Consider the following 17,647-nt stretch of genomic DNA (forward strand, 5'->3'; position numbering starts at 1 on the left):
TGGCGCGAGTGGTCACGGTTTACCTCTCCGGACGCCTACGAGGTCAGCTGTCGGGTTCGGGTGGGAGAAGTCACCCGGCCGGACTCCGTCCCTGACCTCGCGGGTCGTGGACGGCTTCGCGGCTTCACCCCAAGGAGCGCCCGGATCGGACACCCCGGAAATGGGTCCCCCGCCTCTGCCATGCGGTGTTCAGGTTGCCCCGGGGTGGTGGCAGAGCTCGGCGTCCGCCTCGGGGGCTTCTCGGAGGGAGAGAAGCGAACGCGAAGCTACCTGACGCGACGAAGCGATGTCACGTCTGGGTCACGGAGCTGGGGGAAAACTTTACGTTCGGTGACCGAGTTCACGCCTTCGGGTGAGCATCTGTCCCTCGATCGGAGCAGACCTACCCGCCATTGGGGTGACTCACAGAAGCCCCACAAGTACCTGTTACCTCTTGTTCAGCTCGACACGCTGCGGAAGGCCCGGAACCGGCCATCTGCTTTTGACCGGCGTGGGACCGGCTGGTAATGAGGGCTTCCGGGTGGAAAGCGGTGCAGTGAGAGGGCTATTTGGAAGGCTGTTCTGGTCTGCGGGTTCGTGCTGCGGCCCGGCCCGGAACGCCGACGAGCCCTCGTCCGGGCGGACGAGGGCTCGCGGAGGTGGTGTGAGCTGTGCGCAGGACCCGGTCAGACCGCCTCGACGAAGACATGACGGGCCACGTCGGCCAGCAGCGCCACGCCGACGTCGGACCCGGGCGCCGAGCGCATCTCGGGCACCTTCACCACGTTGACCAGGTAGCCGGTGGGGGTGCGCTGGGCCTGGACCCGGCAGCCGGGGACCATGCCGGCCCCCTGCAGCTGCTTCATCAGCTCGGTGTCGATCTGCAGGCGCTCGCCGAGACGACGGATCATCAGCTCGCTGCTCTGCGGGGCGGCGGAGTCGGCCGCGACCGCGTCGGGCAGGCTCACCACCCCTTCCCGGAAGGCACCCGGGGCAGCCTGCGGGCCACCGAGTTCCTCCAGGCCCGGGATCGGGTTGCCGTAGGGGCTCTCCAGCGGACCGGCCAGCATCTTGAGCAGCTTCTGCTCGACGTGGTCGCTCATCACGTGTTCCCAGCGGCAGGCCTCGTCGTGGACGAGTTCCCACTCCAGGCCGATCACGTCGAGCAGCAGCCGCTCGGCGAGGCGGTGCTTGCGCATCACCCGGGTGGCCTTGGCCCGGCCGATCTCGGTCAGCTCGAGGTGCCGGTCACCGGTGACGTGCAGAAGACCGTCACGTTCCATCCGGGCCACGGTCTGGGACACGGTCGGCCCGGAGTGGCCGAGGCGCTCTGCGATCCGGGCCCGCAGCGGGACGACGCCCTCTTCCTCGAGCTCGAAGATCGTTCTCAGATACATCTCGGTGGTGTCGATGAGGTCGCTCACGGGGCCCATTGTCCGCCACCGGGCAACCCGGCACCATCCACCGGGGGTTCGACGGCCTGCCCTTCACCGAACGTACGCCGACCGGAACGCTCCGGGGCGGTTTCGGTGTCCGGCCTGTGTTCGACCTGTGCCCGGGCAGGCAACAGCCCGCAGGCTCGCCGGATTCTCCGGCGGTGTCCGCTGGACGATACGGACCCCTGCGGGCTGCGGTGACTGCCTGGGATTTCGCCGGCCGCTGACGGCCGTGGAATCACTCTCGGGTATCGAGAGCAGTCCGTCCGGAACTGCAGCGGCTAGGCGGCCGCCACCTCACGCGTCCGATGTGAAATCACTGTTCGGACCACCTCCCTTCCCGTGTGCCTCGAAGGTACGTAGACGCCCCGGAGGAGTGCAACGGATTTTCACCTTCGGCGTACAGCACCCCTTCGATCACCCGGTCGGCCGACAGGAAGGGGTGGGAGAAGGCATGATCGGTCGGGTGAGCACGGCGTCCGAGGAGATTCACACGGCACTGGCCGCTGCCGCGACCCTTCCGGCGGGCCCGGGGCAGATCCGTGCCCTGGACGGTCTGCTGCCCTCGGTGACCCGCGCGGGCGGGGCCCACGAGGTCGGCCGGCTGGGCACCGAGATCCGCAGCACCCTGCTGACGGCCTGTCTGATCGGCGGGCGGCACTGGCGGGTGCCGGAACTGCTGGGCTGGCTGACCGCCCGCTACGACGAGGCCCCTGGCTGGATGGGCGAGGACCTGCGGCGCCGGGTGCTGGCCAACCTGGCCGAGGCAGCGGCCGGGCTGCTGCCCTACCCCGACGTCTCGCGCTCCCTGATCAACCACATCGTCACCGGCGCCGAGCAGCGCTACGCCGAGGCCGGGGAGCATCCGGGGCCGGTGCTGCGCGCCCGGTTCCTGTTCACCCAGCACGTGCAGGGTTCGCTGGCTGCCGGCGACCTGCTCGAGGCCTGGCTGGCCGCCGGGCCCGCTCCCGCCGGGGTCGGCTGCGCCGAGTGCGAGCAGGCCGAACAGGTGCGGCACCTGGTGGCGGTGGGCGCCTACCAGCGGGCGATCGAGCACGCCGCGCCGGTGCTGCGGGCGCCGATGACCGAGTGCGAGGCGCAGCCGGCCGGAGTGATCGGTGCGGTGCTGCCCGCACTGCTGCGTACCGGGGCGGTCGGCGCGGCGGCTTCCGAGCACGTTCGGGCGGTGAGGCTGATCCGGGCCCGGCTGGCCACGGCGGCCGCCACCGCCGGGATCGCCGGCGACGCGGGCGGCGACGTGCTGGCCGCAAGTGCCCTGCGCGGCATGGGGGCCGCCGACCAGATCCTGGCCTGCGCCCGGGCCGGGCGGTTGCGGCACGGGCTGGACCTGCTGCGGGAGTGGCTGCCCGCGCTGGCGGTCACCCCCGAACCGCTGGAGCAGCTGGGCACCGCCTCGGCGATCGCCCGGCTGGTCTGGGGGCTGAGCGAGGCCGGGCGGGCCAACGAGGTGGTGCTGCCAGCCGCCCGGGCGAGCACGCTGCCCCCGGCCCTGGCCCACACCGAAGACCTCACGGTCGGTGCCCTCGGCGAGCGCGTGCTGGCGGTGAGCAACCGGCTGGCAACGCTTTTCGACGGGCGCAACGAGACCTCGGCGATCGGCGACGGGCTGCGCGAGACCCTGGGTTCCGGCCCGCTGCCGGACATGCCGCTGGATGCGTTCGACCGGGCCGGGCTCCCGGAGTGGGCCCCGCCGGTGCGCGGTGGCCGCCGGGCCCAGGGCGACGGGGTGCCGGCCGACATCACCGTGCTGGCCAAGGAGTTCGAGGACGCGCTGCGGATCGACGCGATCGAGGCGATGCAGGCGGTGCTGACCGCCTGGCGGGCGACCCGGCCCACCGCCCAGACGCGGGGCCAGACCGACGCCGAGCGGGCCGCGGCCCGGCTGGACGGCTGGCTCACTCTCGAGGAAATCGCCTCGCACCCGGCGGATCTCGCCCCTGACCGGCCACTGATGACCGCCGCTCAGGAGGCCACCGAGCGGCTCCAGCGGGCCGGACTGCACCTCGAGGCGCTGCTGCACGAGCAGGCCTGTGTGCTCGCCGCGGCCGGGAATCGGCTGATCGACCCGGGCCCGGCGATGGACCGGATCGAGGAGCTGACCGCGGAGGTGGCCGGGCTGAGCCCGGGCCCCGACCTCGGCGAGGCGCTGTCCCGGCTGGTGCTGGCCCGGGAGATCGCGGCGATGGCCGGGGTGCCCGTGCCCGAGCAGATCTCCCAGCTGGTGCCGGTGCACGGCTCGGTCCCGGTCGAGGCCACCGCCCTGCTCCCGGTCTCCCCCGATCCGGAAGAACCCGAAGCTGAGCCCGACGCCGAGGAGGAAGAGGACACCGAGGTCCAGCCGATCCACGACCCGGCGGTGGCCGAGCCGTTCGGCCCGGCCTCCATGCCGACGTCGCTGATCGGCCCGTTCATGACCACCCCGATCCCGGTGACCCCCTCGAACTCCCCCGGCCAGCGGCCCTTCTCCAGCGGTGAGGACACCCAGCAGCCCCGGCGCCGGCTGGACGCGATCGAGCGGATCCGGGCGCAGATGTCACCGGAAGAGGTGCGCGAACTGGCGCAGACCCTCGACCTGGTGAACTTCGACCCGCTGGAGACGTCGGTGGCCCAGCTGCGTTCGGTGCCACCGGAACGGCTGGAGCACCGGCACCTGCGCGCCCTCACCCGGATGCTGCGCCTGCGGGCCCGCGACGAACCACGGCACAACGCGGTGAGCACGCTGATGCAGGCGGTCGCCACGCTGCCGGTGGGAGTGCGGCCGCTGGAGCGTGCGCAGGCCGGGGCCGACCTGGCCACGCTGCTGGCCGAGACCGATCCCGGTGCGGCCCTGTCGGTCTGGAACACCGCTGTCGGGGATGCCGAAAGGGCGGGCGAGGGGCCGGTTCTGGGTACCCTGCTGGCCGCTTCGGCCATGCTGCGGCACCGCACCGGAGAGACCTCCCTGGCCGCCGCCGACCTGGCCCGGGCCGTGCCCCTGCTGGACAAGTACGCGCCCCCGGCCCTGGCCGGGCAGTGCCGGGTCGACCTGTCCCGGGTGCTGCTGGCGCTCGACCGGCCGTTCGCCGCGGCCGCCGCGGCCGAGGCGGCGCTGGCCGACGTGGCCGAGGTGCTGCGGGCCGAAGGACTGGAGACGGCGCCGCTGAAGACGCCGGGGGCCGCACCGGACGACGTGGAGCCGGTGCCGGGGCAGATCCCGGCCGAGGTGGCGTCCCGGATGCACCTGGCCGGGGCCGCGGCGTTCGCTGCGGCCGAGGCGAACTCGACGGCCGGAACGCCGGTCGGCCCGGCCCGGCGCCTGGCCATCCGCAGCGCCCAGTGGCACGCCCGCAACGGCAATCCGATCGGCCAGGCCGAGGCCTGGCAACTGGCGGCCCGGCTGGCCGGCCGGCCCGGGCGGGTGGCGGCCGACCTGCTCCGGGCGGCCGAGCTGTCCGAGGCCGGGGGCGACTGGGCCCGGGCCGCGACCTGCCGCCGGGAACGGGTCACCGCGGTGCGGGCCGCCTCCGGTGACGGGGCGGCCCTGGACGCGCTCGACGAGGCCGACGAGACGCTCGACGCCTGGGCCCGGGCCCTGGCCGGGCGCCGGCTGCAGCCCGCGGAGCGGGCCGCGGGCGAGCACCAGCTGCGCTGGCACCGGGTGGCGGTGGCCGAGCAGCGGGCCCGGCTGCTGGCTCTGGCCGGGCGTTTCGAGGAGGCGATGGCGGTAGCCGACCCGCTGGTGCAGGAGTACCACGAGCTCGACGACGCCTGGTCGGCCCGCGACCTGCAGGGACTGCGCGGACAGTTGCGCGCCGAACTGGGCGATCTCGAGGGAGCGGTGGCCGACCTGCGGGAGGCGGCCGAGGGTGCGGCCGCCGCCGCCGAGCAGGAACAGACCCATGGGCTGGGCGCCCGGCTGGCCGCGGTGCTCGGCGGCGCCGGCCGGGACGACGAGGCCGAGGCGGCCTGGAACCGCTACTGCGAACCCGGGTGATGGTGAGTGGCCCACCCGGGCCGCTCACCATCGTCCTCAATGGGGTTCTTCAGGGCTCCCGGCGCACGATCTGCCAGCCCGAAGCATCGTCGAGCAGAGGCAGGCCGGCGTCGGCGGTGATCCGCACGTCCTGCGGATCGGCGGCGGCCGGCAGGAAGACCAGCCGGTCGTGCATCCGCGACGGCTGGCCCTGCCAGAACTCGACCTCCACCGGTCGCACCAGGAAACCGCCCCAGTTCGGCGGCACCGGCACGTCCTCGGCCTGACCGGTGTCCGGCCACTGTTCGCTGAAATCCCGCCAACGGTCGACGAAGTCGGCCCGGGAGGCGGCCACCCGCGACTGGTGGCTGGCCCAGGCCCCGATGCGTGAGCCCCACGGCCGGGAGCGGAAGTACTCGGCGGTGGCCCGTTCGTCCACCCGTTCCACCACCCCACGCACCGTGACCTGCCGGTGCAGCGGCATCCAGACCAGGTCGAGCGCGGCGAGCGGGTTCGCGGTCAGTTCGAGGCCCTTGCGGGAGCCGTAGTTGGTGAAGAACACGAACCCCAGGCGCTCGGCGTGCTTGAGCAGCACCGTGCGCACCGTCGGGGCTCCGTGCGGGTCGACCGTGGCCAGCGCCATCGCGTTCGGCTCGCTCACCTCCGGGTGCGCCAGCGCGTCGTCGTACCAGTGCCGGAACTGGGCCAGCGGGGTGTCGGCCAGCGCGGTCTCGGCCAGACCGGGCACTTGGTAGGACAGCCGCTGGGTGCTGAACGCCGGGTCGACGGGCTCGATGCTCATGGGCCCAGTCTGCACTGGGGCAAGGAATGTGGCGTTGGACATGCCGGACGCCCTACCCCCGCCGATCAGGCTGCGCTGCACTGGTTGTCAGGTTGTCTCCCAGCAGAAAAGGATTCCGTGATGGGCGAATTCGTTCCGGGGCTCGAGGGCGTGGTCGCTTTCGAGACCGTCATCGCCGAACCCGACCGGGACGGCGGGGCGCTGCGCTACCGCGGCGTCGATCTGGTCGACCTGGCCGGGCGGGTCGACTTCGGCCAGGTCTGGGGTCTGCTGGTGGACAACGCCTTCGCCCCCGGGCTGCCGCCGGCCGAACCGTTCCCACTGCCGGTGCGCACCGGCGACGTCCGGGTCGACCTGCAGAGCGCTCTGGCCCAGCTGGCTGCGCAATGGGGGCTGCGGCCGTTGCTCGACATCGACGTCACCCAGGCCCGCGCCGACCTGGCCCGGGTCTCGGCGACCGGTCTCTCGTTCGTGGCCCAGTCGGCGCGTGGGCAGGATCTGCCGGTGGTGCCGCCGGAGCTGGTGGACCGGGGCCGGACCAGCACCGAGCGTTTCATGATCCAGTGGCGGGGCGAGCCGGACCCGAAGCACGTGGAGGCGGTCGACGCCTACTGGGTCTCGGCCGCCGAGCACGGGATGAACGCGTCCACCTTCACCGCCCGGGTGATCGCCTCGACCGGGGCCGACGTGGCCGCAGCACTGTCCGGTGCGGTCGGCGCGATGTCCGGCCCGCTGCACGGGGGCGCGCCCTCGCGGGTGCTGCACATGCTGGAAGGGGTGGAGCAGCGCGGTGACGCCGAGGCCTACGTGAAGGACCTGCTCGACCGGGGTGAGCGACTGATGGGCTTCGGGCACCGGGTCTACCGGGCCGAGGACCCGCGGGCCCAGGTGCTGCGGGCGACCGCCGAGCGGCTCAAGGCACCCCGGTTCGAGGTGGCCCGGGCCCTGGAGCAGGCCGCCCTGGCCGAGCTGCAGGCCCGGCGCCCGGATCGGGTGCTGGCCACCAACGTGGAGTTCTGGGCGGCCGTGATGCTGGACTTCGCCGAGGTACCGGCCCGGATGTTCACGCCCCTGTTCAGTTGTGCCCGCACCGCCGGGTGGTCGGCGCACATCCTGGAACAGAAGGCCACCGGCCGGCTGGTGCGCCCCTCCGCCCGTTATGTCGGGGAGGGCTCACGGGCCCTCGAGAGCGTCACGGGGTATTGACGGGCGGGGCGGCGGCCGGGCCTGCGACACTTGCCCGCGTGAGTGAGCCGACCGCCGCCGAGTCCATCGTCATCCCGGCGAACCTGCTGCCCGCCGACGGCCGTTTCGGCTCCGGGCCCAGCAAGATCCGCCCCGAGCAGGTCGCCTACCTGGCCTCCATCGAGCGCACCGTGCTCGGCACCTCGCACCGCCAGGCCCCGGTGAAGGACCTGGTGGGCCGGGTCCGGGCCGGGCTGGGCGAACTGTTCTCGCTCCCCGAGGGCTACGAGGTGGTGCTCGGCAACGGCGGGTCCAACGCGTTCTGGGACATCGCGGCCCACAACCTGGTGCGCCACCGCGCCCAGCACGTGACCTTCGGCGAGTTCTCGGCCAAGTTCGCCTCGATCACCGCCAAGGCCCCGTTCCTGGGTGCCGGCACGGTGATCGAGGCACCGGCCGGAGACCTGGCGCAGCCGCACGCCGAGGAGGGGGTGGACGTCTACGCCTGGCCCCAGAACGAGACCTCGACCGGAGTCATGGCCCCCGTCCTGCGGGTTCCCGGCGCCGATGCGGACTCCCTGATGCTGATCGACGCCACCTCCGGCGCGGGCGGCCTCCCGGTGGACATCGCGCAGACCGACGCCTACTACTTCGCTCCCCAGAAGAGCTTCGCCTCCGACGGTGGCCTCTGGTTCGCCGTGCTGTCGCCGGCCGCCCTGGAGCGCAGTGCGCGGATCGCCGCGTCCGGCCGCTACATCCCCGACTTCCTCGACCTCGAGACCGCGATCGCCAACTCCCGTAAGAACCAGACGCTCAACACCCCGGCCGTGGCCACGGTGGCACTGATGGCCTCGCAGATCGACTGGATGCTGGCCAACGGCGGGCTCGACTGGGTGGTCGCCCGCACCGCCGACTCCAGTGAGCGGATCTACACCTGGGCCGAGAAGATGCCCTACACCAGCCCGTTCGTGGCTACCCCGGCCGCTCGCAGCCAGGTGGTCTGCACCGTCGACTTCGACGGGGTGGATGCCGCGACGGTGGCCCGGGTGCTGCGGGCGAACGGGATCGTCGACACCGAGCCCTACCGCAAGCTGGGCCGCAACCAGCTCCGCCTCGCGGTCTACCCCGCGGTCGCCCCGGACGACGTAAGTGCGCTGCTCAGCTGCATCGACTACGTGGTGGAGCAGCTGGGTTAGCCCTCTTCCTAACCCAACCACTGCTTGAGGACGTCCGTGAGCCCTACGGCTCGCGGACGTCCTTTGGTTTGTGGGGGCTTTGAGAAGGCACTGACCACTTCGGGCGCCGTCCGGTAACGGCACATCGACGAACTTCACCGAACCGTCACGGAGGTTCGTTCCACAAACCCTGTTTTTCCTCTATTCTCTAGTAGAGCGATAGAGTTAATGTATGGTTACCGCCACCGAGTCGCCCGACCGGCCCGGCGAACTGCCCCAGCACCTCCCCGTACTGCCCAGCACCGCCATTTCTCGTCCGCTTCCCGGGCCCACGGACGGCCCGTACAGACTTGGAGTCCCCTCGAGATGAACGTTCTGCGTGGACGCGGCCGCACGGTCTCCGTGCTCGCCCTGCTGGCAGCCTCCGCGGTCGGGCTGAGCGCCTGCGGTTCGAACGACGGCACGAGCTCGAGCTCCGGCGGCGGCGGAGGCGCCGAGAACGAGATCGACATCGTCGGCTTCTCGGTGATCAAGTCCGCCTACGACGACCTCGGCGAGCAGTTCTCCGCGACGCCGGACGGCGAGGGCGTCACCTTCAAGAGCTCCTACGGCGCCAGCGGGGCCCAGTCCCGGGCCGTGATCGCCGGGCAGAAGGCCGACCTGGTCGCCTTCTCGCTGGAGCCGGACATGACCAAGGTCGTCGACGCCGGCAAGGTCGGCGAGGACTGGCAGAGCGCCGGCTCGACCAAGGGCATCGCCTCCAGCTCGGTCGTGGTGATCGTGACCCGCAAGGGCAACCCCAAGGGCATCAAGGGCTGGGACGACATCGCCAAGCCGGGCGTCGAGATCGTCACCGCCGACCCGGGCACCTCGGGTGCGGCGAAGTGGAACCTGCTGGGCGCCTACTCGCAGGCCCTCGGCGACTCGAACGACGAGGCCGCGGCCGAGACCTACCTGAAGAGCTTCATCGGCAACGTGGTGAGCTGGAACGACAGCGGCCGCAACGCCACCGACGCGTTCATCAAGGGCACCGGCGACGTGCTGATCTCCTACGAGAACGAGGCCATCGCGGCGCGCGCCGCCGGCGAGGAACTCGACTACGTGGTCCCCGAGTCCACCCTGCTGATCCAGAACCCGGCCGCGGTGACCACCGAGGCGCCGGAGGCGACCTCCAAGTTCCTCGAGTACATCGAGAGCACCGAGGGTCAGACCATCCTGGCCAAGCACGGCTACCGCCCGGTCATCGACGGGGTCGAGGCCACCGGCGTCGAGGGGGCCAACGACCCGGCCGCCCCGTTCCCGGCCGTGGCCGACCTGACCACCATCGACGAGCTCGGCGGCTGGTCCGAGGTGGACAAGAAGTTCTTCGGCGACGACGGCATCGTCACCAAGCTCCGGGGCTGACCTGAGATGGCCTCCTCCTCCGTGGAAAACCCGGTCCCGGCCCCGCCCCGGCGGCGGCCGCGACCGGTCTCCTCGGGCCGGCTCACGTCGGCGTCCGGCCTCGGGCTGGGCGTCGGCGTGCTGTGGCTCTCGCTGATCGTGCTGCTGCCGATCGCCTCGATCGTGGTGGTGGCCTTCCAGAGCGGCTTCGGTGAGTTCTGGGACTCGATCACCGCACCGAACGCCCTCGACGCCATCCGGCTCAGTGTCGGCGCGGCCCTGCTGGTCACCGTGGTCAACGCGGTGATGGGGACGCTGGTGGCCTGGGTGCTGGTGCGGGACTCGTTCCCGGGCAAGCGGCTGGTCGAGGTGGTCATCGACATCCCGTTCGCCCTGCCCACGATCGTGGCCGGCCTGGTGCTGATCTCGCTCTACGGCCCGCAGAGCCCGTTCGGTGTCGACCTGGTCGGCACCCGCACCGGCATCGTCGTGGCCCTGCTGTTCGTGACGCTGCCGTTCGTGGTGCGCTCGGTGCAGCCGGTGCTGATCGAGATGGAACGCGACGTGGAGGAGGCCGCGGCCTCGCTCGGGGCCTCCGGCTTCACCGTCTTCCGCCGGATCATCCTGCCCACCATCGCCCCGGCCGTGCTGGCCGGGTCGGCCCTGGCCTTCGCCCGGGCGCTGGGTGAGTTCGGTTCGGTCATCCTGATCTCGGCCAACCTGGTCGGCAAGACCGAGGTCAGCAGTGCGTACATCCTCAAGCTGATCGAGCAGAACGACACGACCGGGGCGGCCGCGGTCGCCACCATCCTGCTGGTGGTCGCCGTGATCGTGCTGGTGCTGCTCGACTCGCTGCAGAGACTGGCGGCCCGCCGTGACTGACACTGCCTCGGTTTCCCTGAAGACGTCCTCGGACGGCGACGACGGCCGTCCGCCGGTGGTGGTCCGCTCCCCCCGGCGGCGCAGCCGCCCGGGCAACCCGGCCACCCGCTGGATCCTGCGGACCATCGCGGTGGTCTACGTGCTCGGCCTGGTCGCCCTGCCGGTCGGCACGGTGGTCGAGCACACCTTCGAGAACGGTCTCGATCCGGTGCTGGAGTCGCTGCGCAATCCCGACCTGCAGTCGGCGGCCCGCCTCGGCGTGCTGGTGGCGCTGATCAGCGTGGCGATCAACACCGTGTTCGGGGTCGGTATCGCGATCCTGCTGGTGCGTTACCGCTTCCCCGGCCGCCGCCTGCTGAACGCGATCATCGACCTGCCGGTCTCGATCTCGCCGATCGTGGTGGGTATCGCGCTGATCTTCGTCTACGGCTCGGGCGGCTGGTTCGGCCCGGCGCTGAACGACCTGGGCATCCAGATCATCTTCGCCACCCCGGCCCTGATCCTGGCCACCGTGATCGTCGCCCTGCCGCTGGTGGTGCGCGAGGTGATCCCGGTGCTCGAGGAGGCCGGGACCGAGCAGGACCAGGCCGCACAGTCGCTGGGCGCCAACGCCTTCCAGCGGTTCGTGCGGATCACCCTGCCGACCATCAAGTGGGCCCTGGCCTACGGCGTGGTGCTCAGCCTGGCCCGTTCGCTGGGTGAGTTCGGCGCGGTGCGCGTGGTCAGCGGCAGCGTGGCCGGCGAGTCGCAGACCCTCACGCTCTTCGTCAACGACGCCTACCAGGAGTTCGGGGCCCAGGCCGAGCAGGACGCGTTCACCGCGGCCTTCCTGCTGATGTGCGTGGCGGTCCTCTTCATCGTCATCATCGCCCTGCTGCGGCCGAAGGAGCAGAAGAAGTGAGCATCGCGGTTACCGGGATCAACAAGCGCTTCGGCGACTTCGTCGCCCTGTCCGACGTGGACCTGGAGGTGCCCACCGGGCGGCTGACCGCCCTGCTCGGCCCCTCCGGCGGAGGCAAGTCCACGCTGCTGCGGATCATCGCCGGCCTGGAGTTCCCCGACAGCGGCGTGGTGGAGATCGAGGGCGTGCAGGCCACCTGGCTGCCCCCGCAGAAGCGCAGCGTGGGCTTCGTGTTCCAGCACTACGCCGCGTTCAAGCACCTGTCGGTGTACCGGAACGTGGCCTTCGGCCTGGAGATCCGGCGCAAGCCCAAGGCGGAGATCCGCAAGCGGGTGATGGAACTGCTGGAGCTGGTGCACCTGGAGCAGTTCGCCGACCGGCTGCCCTCGCAGCTGTCCGGCGGGCAGCGCCAGCGGATGGCGCTGGCCCGGGCCCTGGCCGTGCAGCCCGAGGTGCTGCTGCTGGACGAGCCGTTCGGTGCCCTGGACGCCCAGGTGCGCAAGGAGCTGCGCGACTGGCTGCGTAACCTGCACGACGAGATGCACGTGACCACCATCTTCGTGACCCACGACCAGGAGGAGGCCCTGGAGGTCTCCGACGAGATCGTGGTGATCAACGGCGGGAAGATCGAGCAGACCGGATCGCCCGACGACCTGTACGACAAGCCGGCCAACGACTTCGTGATGAAGTTCCTCGGGCCGGTGACCACGCTCGACGGTCAGCTGGTGCGCCCGCACGACATCGAGGTGCTGGGCTCGGCGGCCGACGGTTCGGTCGAGGCCACGGTGACCAAGCTGACCCGGGTGGGCTTCGAGGTGCGGGCCGAGCTGCGCACCACCGGGGGCCGGTCGGGTGCGGTGAGCGAACCGTGGGTGCAGCTCACCCGCGTGCAGGCCGAGGCGCTCGCGCTGGAGCCGGGCCGCGAGGTCTGGTTGCGCACCAGCGGCGCACCCCGGACGATCGCCGTCCCCTAGAGACCAGTCGTACGCCTGTCCTGCGTCTGCCCCGCTGCGTCCCGGTCCGGCCGGCGCCGCCCGGCCCGCCCGTCTGGGCGTGTCGGGCTGGGCCGGGCGGCGCCGGGCCCGCGGTATTGGGAGAATAAGGCCGTGCAGATCTCCGCCAAGACCGACTACGCCGTCCGGGCGTTGCTGATGCTCGCCTCGAAATCACCTGAGCTCGTCAAGGTGGACGTGCTGATCGCTCAGCAGGATCTGCCCCGCAAGTTCGTCGAGGCGATCCTTTCCGAGCTGCGCCGGGCCGGGCTGGTGCGCAGCCAGCGCGGCGCCGACGGCGGCTACGCCCTGGCCCGCCCGGCCGACCAGATCACCATCGGCTCGGTGATCCGGGTGGTCGACGGGCCGCTGGCCGAGGTGCGGGGGTTGCGCCCGCACGAGACCGCGTACACCGGGGTGGCCGAGCACCTGCCCACGGTGTGGGTGGCGATGCGGCACTCGCTGCGGATGGTGCTCGACGAGACCACTCTGCAGGACGTGCTCACGGGCGAGCTGCCCACGACGGTGCGGGAGATGGCCGAGGCACCCGACGCCTGGCTCGCCCGCTGACCAGGCTGGTCGGCCAGAACAGCCCGGCACCGAAACGCCCGACGCCGCTGAACCAGCTCGGCTCAACCCGGCTCGGCTCGGCTAACTATTCGTTGGCCGGGCGGCCTCCTGACTTGGGTGTTTCCCGAGCCGCTGCGCGCTCCGTGATCTCCTCCGAGGCCTGGGTGGCGGAGGGGGCGGCGGCGACGCCCAGGCCGGCGTGGACGGTGTAGTCGATCGGGACGCGCTCGACCACGCTGGAGGGTGGCAGGGCCTGGGCGCTGAGCCGGCTGACGCCGGCCGGGACGGGGGCGGTGCGGTAGGCGGCGCCGATCTGGGCGGACAGCTCGTCTTTGCGGGCCTGGGTGGTGCCGACCTGGCGGAACTCCTCGTAGGCGCGGTGGGTCTCGCGGGTGACGCGCCAGGTGGCCGGGGTATGGAACTGGACCTCGAAGGCGATGCCGGTGGACGGGTCGGCCCAGGTGGTGTTGATGCCGCGGTACCGGCTGGACTGCCAGGCGTTGTGGACGGTGAGGTTGTGGTAGCCGCGGCTCTCGAGCAGGGCGGCGACCTGGGCCACGCCGGAGACGTAGGAGCGGTCGGCCAGGACCACGGTGTAGCGCACCGCGTCTTGCGCCCGGTCGAGCAGCACCGGGAGCGAACCTCCGGTGCTGGCCTGCTGGGTGGCCACCTTCCGCTTCAGGGACTCTCCGTCTTTCAGCCGGTGGGCGAGGCCGGCCAGCTCGACCCGAGCGGTGCGGGAGACCTCGCGCATGGCTGCGGTGAGGGTGGGTTCACCGGCTGCGGCCAGGGCGGAGAACGTGTCGACAGCCGCGCTCGCCTGTGCGTTGAGGCCCAGGCCGTCTTCTCCCCGCCAGGCCGAGGGCCGTTGCTGCGGGACGGCCGCGGTGCTGCGGTCGATCAGGTCGGAGCGGGCGGAGCGGGCTGCGGCGGCGGTGGACGCGCGACGCCCGGCCTCTTCGGCGCGGGCGATCTGGGCGGCGTGGGCTGCACGCTGGAGCTGACCGGCCCGGCCGGCCGCGACCTGCCCGGCCGAGAGCCCGCCACCGACCAGCCCCGGCACCAGGTGCCCGGCAGCCCGGGCCGGGTTGGAGCGCCAGGTCTGCCAGTCGGCCATGGCCTTGAGCGCCTCCCCCGGCTGCTGCACAACGGCTTTCAGGCTCTCGGCGCTCTGCAGGGCGGCCTGCGGGCCGGGCGGGCGGAAGCGCTGGACGAGGAGTTGCCCGGTGGCGCTGAGCGCATCTTCGGTGGCTTCTTCGATGCCCAGCACGACTTCGGCGCGGACCTCGTCGGCGCCCGCCAGCCAACGGCGCCAGCGGGCGGGCTTCTCGGGAGCGAGCGCGGCCAGCCCGGCCAGGGTGGACGCGGTGAGCCGGGCGGCCTCGGACGACTGCCGCACGGCGTCGGTGACCAGCACGTCGGCCAGATCGGCGGGGGCCGAAAGGGCGCGCTGCAGGCCGGAGATGGCCGGATGGAGCAGCTCGGCGTGGCGGCGGTAGGCGTGGGCCGCCTCACGGCAGGCCGAACCGACCTGACGCAGCTCGCCCGGCTCGACGGAGAGCAGGTGGCTGATGGCTGCCGAGGCCGGGGACGGCACCACCGCCGGGGTGGGAAAGCCCTCAGCCGCGACCTCAAGCCCGTCGGCGATGACCAGCAGGTGGCGGCTCAGCGACTCGGCCGCCCCGGCCGCGGCCCGCAGGCGCGTGAGCTCTGTCGAACCGTTCACGCGACCGCCCCCGGCTCACCGCACCGCTCGTCGAAGCCGCTCACGGCACGAAGCTCCGGGACGTGAGAGCCTCGGCGTCTTCGCACGTCCGGGCCACCAGTGCGACCTGGTCGGCGAGCCGCTCGGCGTCGGCCACCACCTCACCGAGGGCGTAGGACCAGCGCTCGAGGAAGGTGTGCGAGGCCGCGGTCAGGCCCGGGTCGCCGAGGGCGGCCATGGTGGCGCGCATGGCGCCCGGGTTGGCGTGGGTGTTGGCGGCCTCGGAGGCCGCCGAGCGGATGCGGGCGGCAAGACCGTGCAGCTCGTCGGTGTCGACGTTCAGCCGTGGGCTCATACTCAGGAACCGTAGACCGGACCACCGACAGTCTTGGAAAGTTATCCACAGCCCCCACTTTCCACCGGGGAACCGTCAGTACGTCACGTCGTGCAGGTGGTGCACCGGGTCGTGCAGGAAGTAGCGGGCGAAGCTGTCCACCGTGAACTTGGCGCCGTCGCTGCGCCGGCCCGGCCGGGCCCACTGCGCGTCGGTGACCGCGGCGAACCGGTGTGCGATGGCGTCTCCGGAGGCCAGCAGCTCACGTGAGACCAGAACGGGATCCTGTTCCCAGTACCGCTCCTGGAGCGCCGTGTCGTCCTGGTCCCAGTTGGGGAAGAGCGGGTCGTTCTCGGTCAGCATCATCTGCAGACGCTGGTCGAAGACCCGGAAGGTGTCGCGCACGTGGCAGGCGTACTCCAGCGGGGACCAGACCTCCTCCTTCGGCCGCCGCCGCACGTCCGGCTGGACCAGCACCTCCAGCCAGGAGGCGACGTTGGCCCGGATCAGCGACGGCAGGCGCCACATCTGCACCGACCCGGCCTCGTAACCACAGTCCGGGCAGGTGCGATCGAGTACCCACGTCCAGTCCTTGGTGTCCTTCTCGATCGGCATGCGGTAACGATAGTGCGCCCGTTGCGGGTGTTTCCTCCCCTCCGTGAACTCCGCATCAGATTTCCCAGCGGTGACGCGGTCCGTAGGATCGGCCGATGACCGTGACCGTGGCCCCCGCCCGCCCGGAGGATGCACCGGCGGTGTCCCGCCTGCTGGCCGAGTACCTGACGGTGACGGAGCAGGAGAAGGCCGAGCGCGGTCTGGCCCCGCACGGTCCTCTCCCCCAGCGCTACCAGGACGAGATCGATCGTCCCGACGAACTCCTGGCCGGCACCCTCCTGGCCCGGGAGGCGACTGACAGACGTCCTCTGGGTCTGGTCGTTCTGCACACCGAGGCCGACCGGGTGGAGATGAAGCGCCTGTGGGTCGATCCCCGGGCGCGGGGTACCGGCGCCGGCCGGGCGCTGGTCCGAGCGGTGATCGAGCAGGCCGCAGACCGCGAGGTCACCCTCACGGTCTGGGACTGGCGGGCCGCCCCGATCGGCCTCTACCGCTCTCTCGGGTTCGTCGACACCCCTTCCGAAGACCCTCGGGAACACCTTCTCGCCATGATGTTTCAGTCCAGCAGGTAGCTGCGCAACGCCGGGGGCACCGCAGTGATCGTCGCTCGGGAGGAGCGCAGCTCGTCGGCCTCGGCCGAGCCGAGCGACGGCACCGCGAGCAGCAGCTCCTCCAGGTGCCCGCCGGGCAGGGCGGCCAGGTAGCGCAGGGTCAGCTGGTCCAGGGCCTCCGGCTCGAGCTCACCCAGCAACCGCACCCGGGACATCCCACCGTCCGGGTACACGTCCATCCGGACCAGCGTGACCGCCTCCCGCGCAGGGCGGAACCGGTGCACCGAGTCGGGCCGCAGGGGCCGGCGGGGCAGCAGTTCCAGCCACGGGCCGTGGTCGGAGACCGGCCGCTCCGGATCGGCGTCCCGCCCGTCCAGGCCGGTCAACTGCACCTCACCCGGGGAGTTGCCGAGGAAGTGGCTGGTGTCGATCACCGCCCGGCGCACCCGGCCGAGCCCGGCCAGGGAGAAGAGCACGTAGTCGTTGCCCCCGTCGCGCCGCCGCGCGTTCTCCCACCCGCCCTGGGTGGTGGGCGGGTTGCCGGGCAGGATCAGCTTGCTGGCCGAGGAGTAGAAGTCGTCCGAAGAGTCGACCACCGCACCGCCGTTGCCCTGGGCCGCCAGGTCGATCGTGCCGGTCAGGTGCCGGGGATCGGCCACCGGCCAGCCGTGCACCCGCAGCCGGGCCACCCCGCCGTCGGGGTAGATGGACAGCCGCACGTGGGTCCAGCGGTGATCGCTGGACACCTCGAAGACGTTGGCGGTGTCTCCCTTCAGCGCGACCTTGGGCAGGATCGTGGTCCACGCGCTCTCGGGGAGCTCCTGGGCCACCGGGTAGTCCTCACCCGCGGCGGCCTCGATCGAGGCGAAAGGCGGGTAGTTGCCCTTGAAGTGGGCGGTGTCGATGACCACCGAGCGCACCACGCCGGGCATCCCGAGCCGCACGATCGCGTGGTCGTGCCCCTGGTCCCGGCGCCGCCGGGTCTCCCAGCCGTCGTAGATCTTCCCGTCCGGGCCGAAGGTGTGCGTCTGGTGGGCCGAGGGTTCCGGCCGGATCAGATTGCGCCGGTCGGCGAACAACTGGTCGTTGGCGTAGACCACCCGCCCGCCCACGTCGCTGCTCGCCAGATCCGGCAGCCACTGCTTCTCGGCCATGCAGATTCCT

The 17,647-nt window shown here is 71.9% G+C and carries 15 protein-coding genes and 1 riboswitch; of the genes, 9 read left to right on the forward strand and 6 right to left on the reverse strand.

What is annotated here, in order from left to right:
* Positions 1–18: 18 nt before the first annotated feature.
* Positions 19–198: riboswitch (cyclic di-AMP (ydaO/yuaA leader) on the reverse strand.
* A 467-nt stretch (positions 199–665) separates the two neighbouring features.
* The gene (locus LWF15_RS32170) at positions 666–1,403 is read right to left on the reverse strand and encodes a metal-dependent transcriptional regulator (protein ID WP_232814755.1); all 738 of its coding nucleotides are present in this window, start codon (positions 1,401–1,403) and stop codon (positions 666–668) included.
* A 478-nt stretch (positions 1,404–1,881) separates the two neighbouring features.
* Between LWF15_RS32170 and LWF15_RS32175 the strand changes: the two genes are divergently transcribed.
* The gene (locus LWF15_RS32175; protein ID WP_232814756.1) at positions 1,882–5,409 is read left to right on the forward strand and encodes a hypothetical protein; all 3,528 of its coding nucleotides are present in this window, start codon (positions 1,882–1,884) and stop codon (positions 5,407–5,409) included.
* A 49-nt stretch (positions 5,410–5,458) separates the two neighbouring features.
* Here LWF15_RS32175 and pdxH read toward each other — a convergent pair whose 3' ends face one another.
* On the reverse strand, positions 5,459–6,190 hold the full coding sequence (gene pdxH, locus LWF15_RS32180; protein ID WP_232814757.1) for a pyridoxamine 5'-phosphate oxidase: 732 nt from the start codon (positions 6,188–6,190) through the stop codon (positions 5,459–5,461).
* A gap of 120 nt (positions 6,191–6,310) precedes the next feature.
* Between pdxH and LWF15_RS32185 the strand changes: the two genes are divergently transcribed.
* From LWF15_RS32185 to LWF15_RS32215, 7 genes are all read left to right on the forward strand, one after another.
* Positions 6,311–7,396 carry a citrate synthase 2 gene (locus LWF15_RS32185; protein WP_232814758.1) on the forward strand — a complete coding sequence of 362 codons (1,086 nt, stop codon included), beginning with the start codon at positions 6,311–6,313 and terminating at the stop codon, positions 7,394–7,396.
* Between the two features lie 38 nt (positions 7,397–7,434).
* On the forward strand, positions 7,435–8,571 hold the full coding sequence (gene serC / locus LWF15_RS32190) for a phosphoserine transaminase (RefSeq protein WP_232814759.1): 1,137 nt from the start codon (positions 7,435–7,437) through the stop codon (positions 8,569–8,571).
* A 345-nt stretch (positions 8,572–8,916) separates the two neighbouring features.
* Positions 8,917–9,954 (forward strand): sulfate ABC transporter substrate-binding protein, encoded by a 1,038-nt coding sequence (locus LWF15_RS32195; RefSeq protein ID WP_232814760.1) that lies wholly within the window; start codon positions 8,917–8,919, stop codon positions 9,952–9,954.
* Positions 9,955–9,960: 6 nt separating this feature from the next.
* Positions 9,961–10,815 carry a sulfate ABC transporter permease subunit CysT gene (cysT, locus tag LWF15_RS32200; protein ID WP_269811221.1) on the forward strand — a complete coding sequence of 285 codons (855 nt, stop codon included), beginning with the start codon at positions 9,961–9,963 and terminating at the stop codon, positions 10,813–10,815.
* A complete protein-coding gene (locus tag LWF15_RS32205) occupies positions 10,808–11,716 on the forward strand; it encodes a sulfate ABC transporter permease (RefSeq protein WP_232814762.1) in 909 nt (302 codons plus the stop codon). The genes cysT and LWF15_RS32205 overlap by 8 nt, the downstream gene beginning before the upstream one ends.
* The gene (locus tag LWF15_RS32210) at positions 11,713–12,690 is read left to right on the forward strand and encodes a sulfate/molybdate ABC transporter ATP-binding protein (RefSeq protein WP_232814763.1); all 978 of its coding nucleotides are present in this window, start codon (positions 11,713–11,715) and stop codon (positions 12,688–12,690) included. Before LWF15_RS32205 ends, LWF15_RS32210 begins: the two co-directional genes overlap by 4 nt.
* Before the next feature lie 132 nt (positions 12,691–12,822).
* A complete protein-coding gene (locus LWF15_RS32215) occupies positions 12,823–13,278 on the forward strand; it encodes an RrF2 family transcriptional regulator (RefSeq protein WP_232814764.1) in 456 nt (151 codons plus the stop codon).
* 85 nt (positions 13,279–13,363) lie between these two features.
* Here LWF15_RS32215 and LWF15_RS32220 read toward each other — a convergent pair whose 3' ends face one another.
* From LWF15_RS32220 to LWF15_RS32230, 3 genes are all read right to left on the reverse strand, one after another.
* Positions 13,364–15,004 (reverse strand): hypothetical protein, encoded by a 1,641-nt coding sequence (locus tag LWF15_RS32220; RefSeq protein ID WP_232814765.1) that lies wholly within the window; start codon positions 15,002–15,004, stop codon positions 13,364–13,366.
* Between the two features lie 40 nt (positions 15,005–15,044).
* Positions 15,045–15,338 (reverse strand): hypothetical protein, encoded by a 294-nt coding sequence (locus LWF15_RS32225; protein ID WP_232814766.1) that lies wholly within the window; start codon positions 15,336–15,338, stop codon positions 15,045–15,047.
* A 75-nt stretch (positions 15,339–15,413) separates the two neighbouring features.
* Positions 15,414–15,932 carry a DinB family protein gene (locus LWF15_RS32230; RefSeq protein ID WP_232814767.1) on the reverse strand — a complete coding sequence of 173 codons (519 nt, stop codon included), beginning with the start codon at positions 15,930–15,932 and terminating at the stop codon, positions 15,414–15,416.
* A 95-nt stretch (positions 15,933–16,027) separates the two neighbouring features.
* Here LWF15_RS32230 and LWF15_RS32235 point away from each other — a divergent pair, with 95 nt between their 5' ends.
* The gene (locus tag LWF15_RS32235) at positions 16,028–16,504 is read left to right on the forward strand and encodes a GNAT family N-acetyltransferase (RefSeq protein WP_232814768.1); all 477 of its coding nucleotides are present in this window, start codon (positions 16,028–16,030) and stop codon (positions 16,502–16,504) included.
* Here LWF15_RS32235 and alc read toward each other — a convergent pair.
* Entirely contained in the window at positions 16,489–17,637 is a 1,149-nt protein-coding gene (gene alc / locus LWF15_RS32240; RefSeq protein WP_232814769.1) for an allantoicase, read from the reverse strand. The genes LWF15_RS32235 and alc overlap by 16 nt on opposite strands.
* Positions 17,638–17,647: the final 10 nt, after the last annotated feature.

The sequence above is a fragment of the Kineosporia rhizophila genome, assembly GCF_021277265.1.
GTDB lineage: Bacteria > Actinomycetota > Actinomycetes > Actinomycetales > Kineosporiaceae > Kineosporia > Kineosporia rhizophila.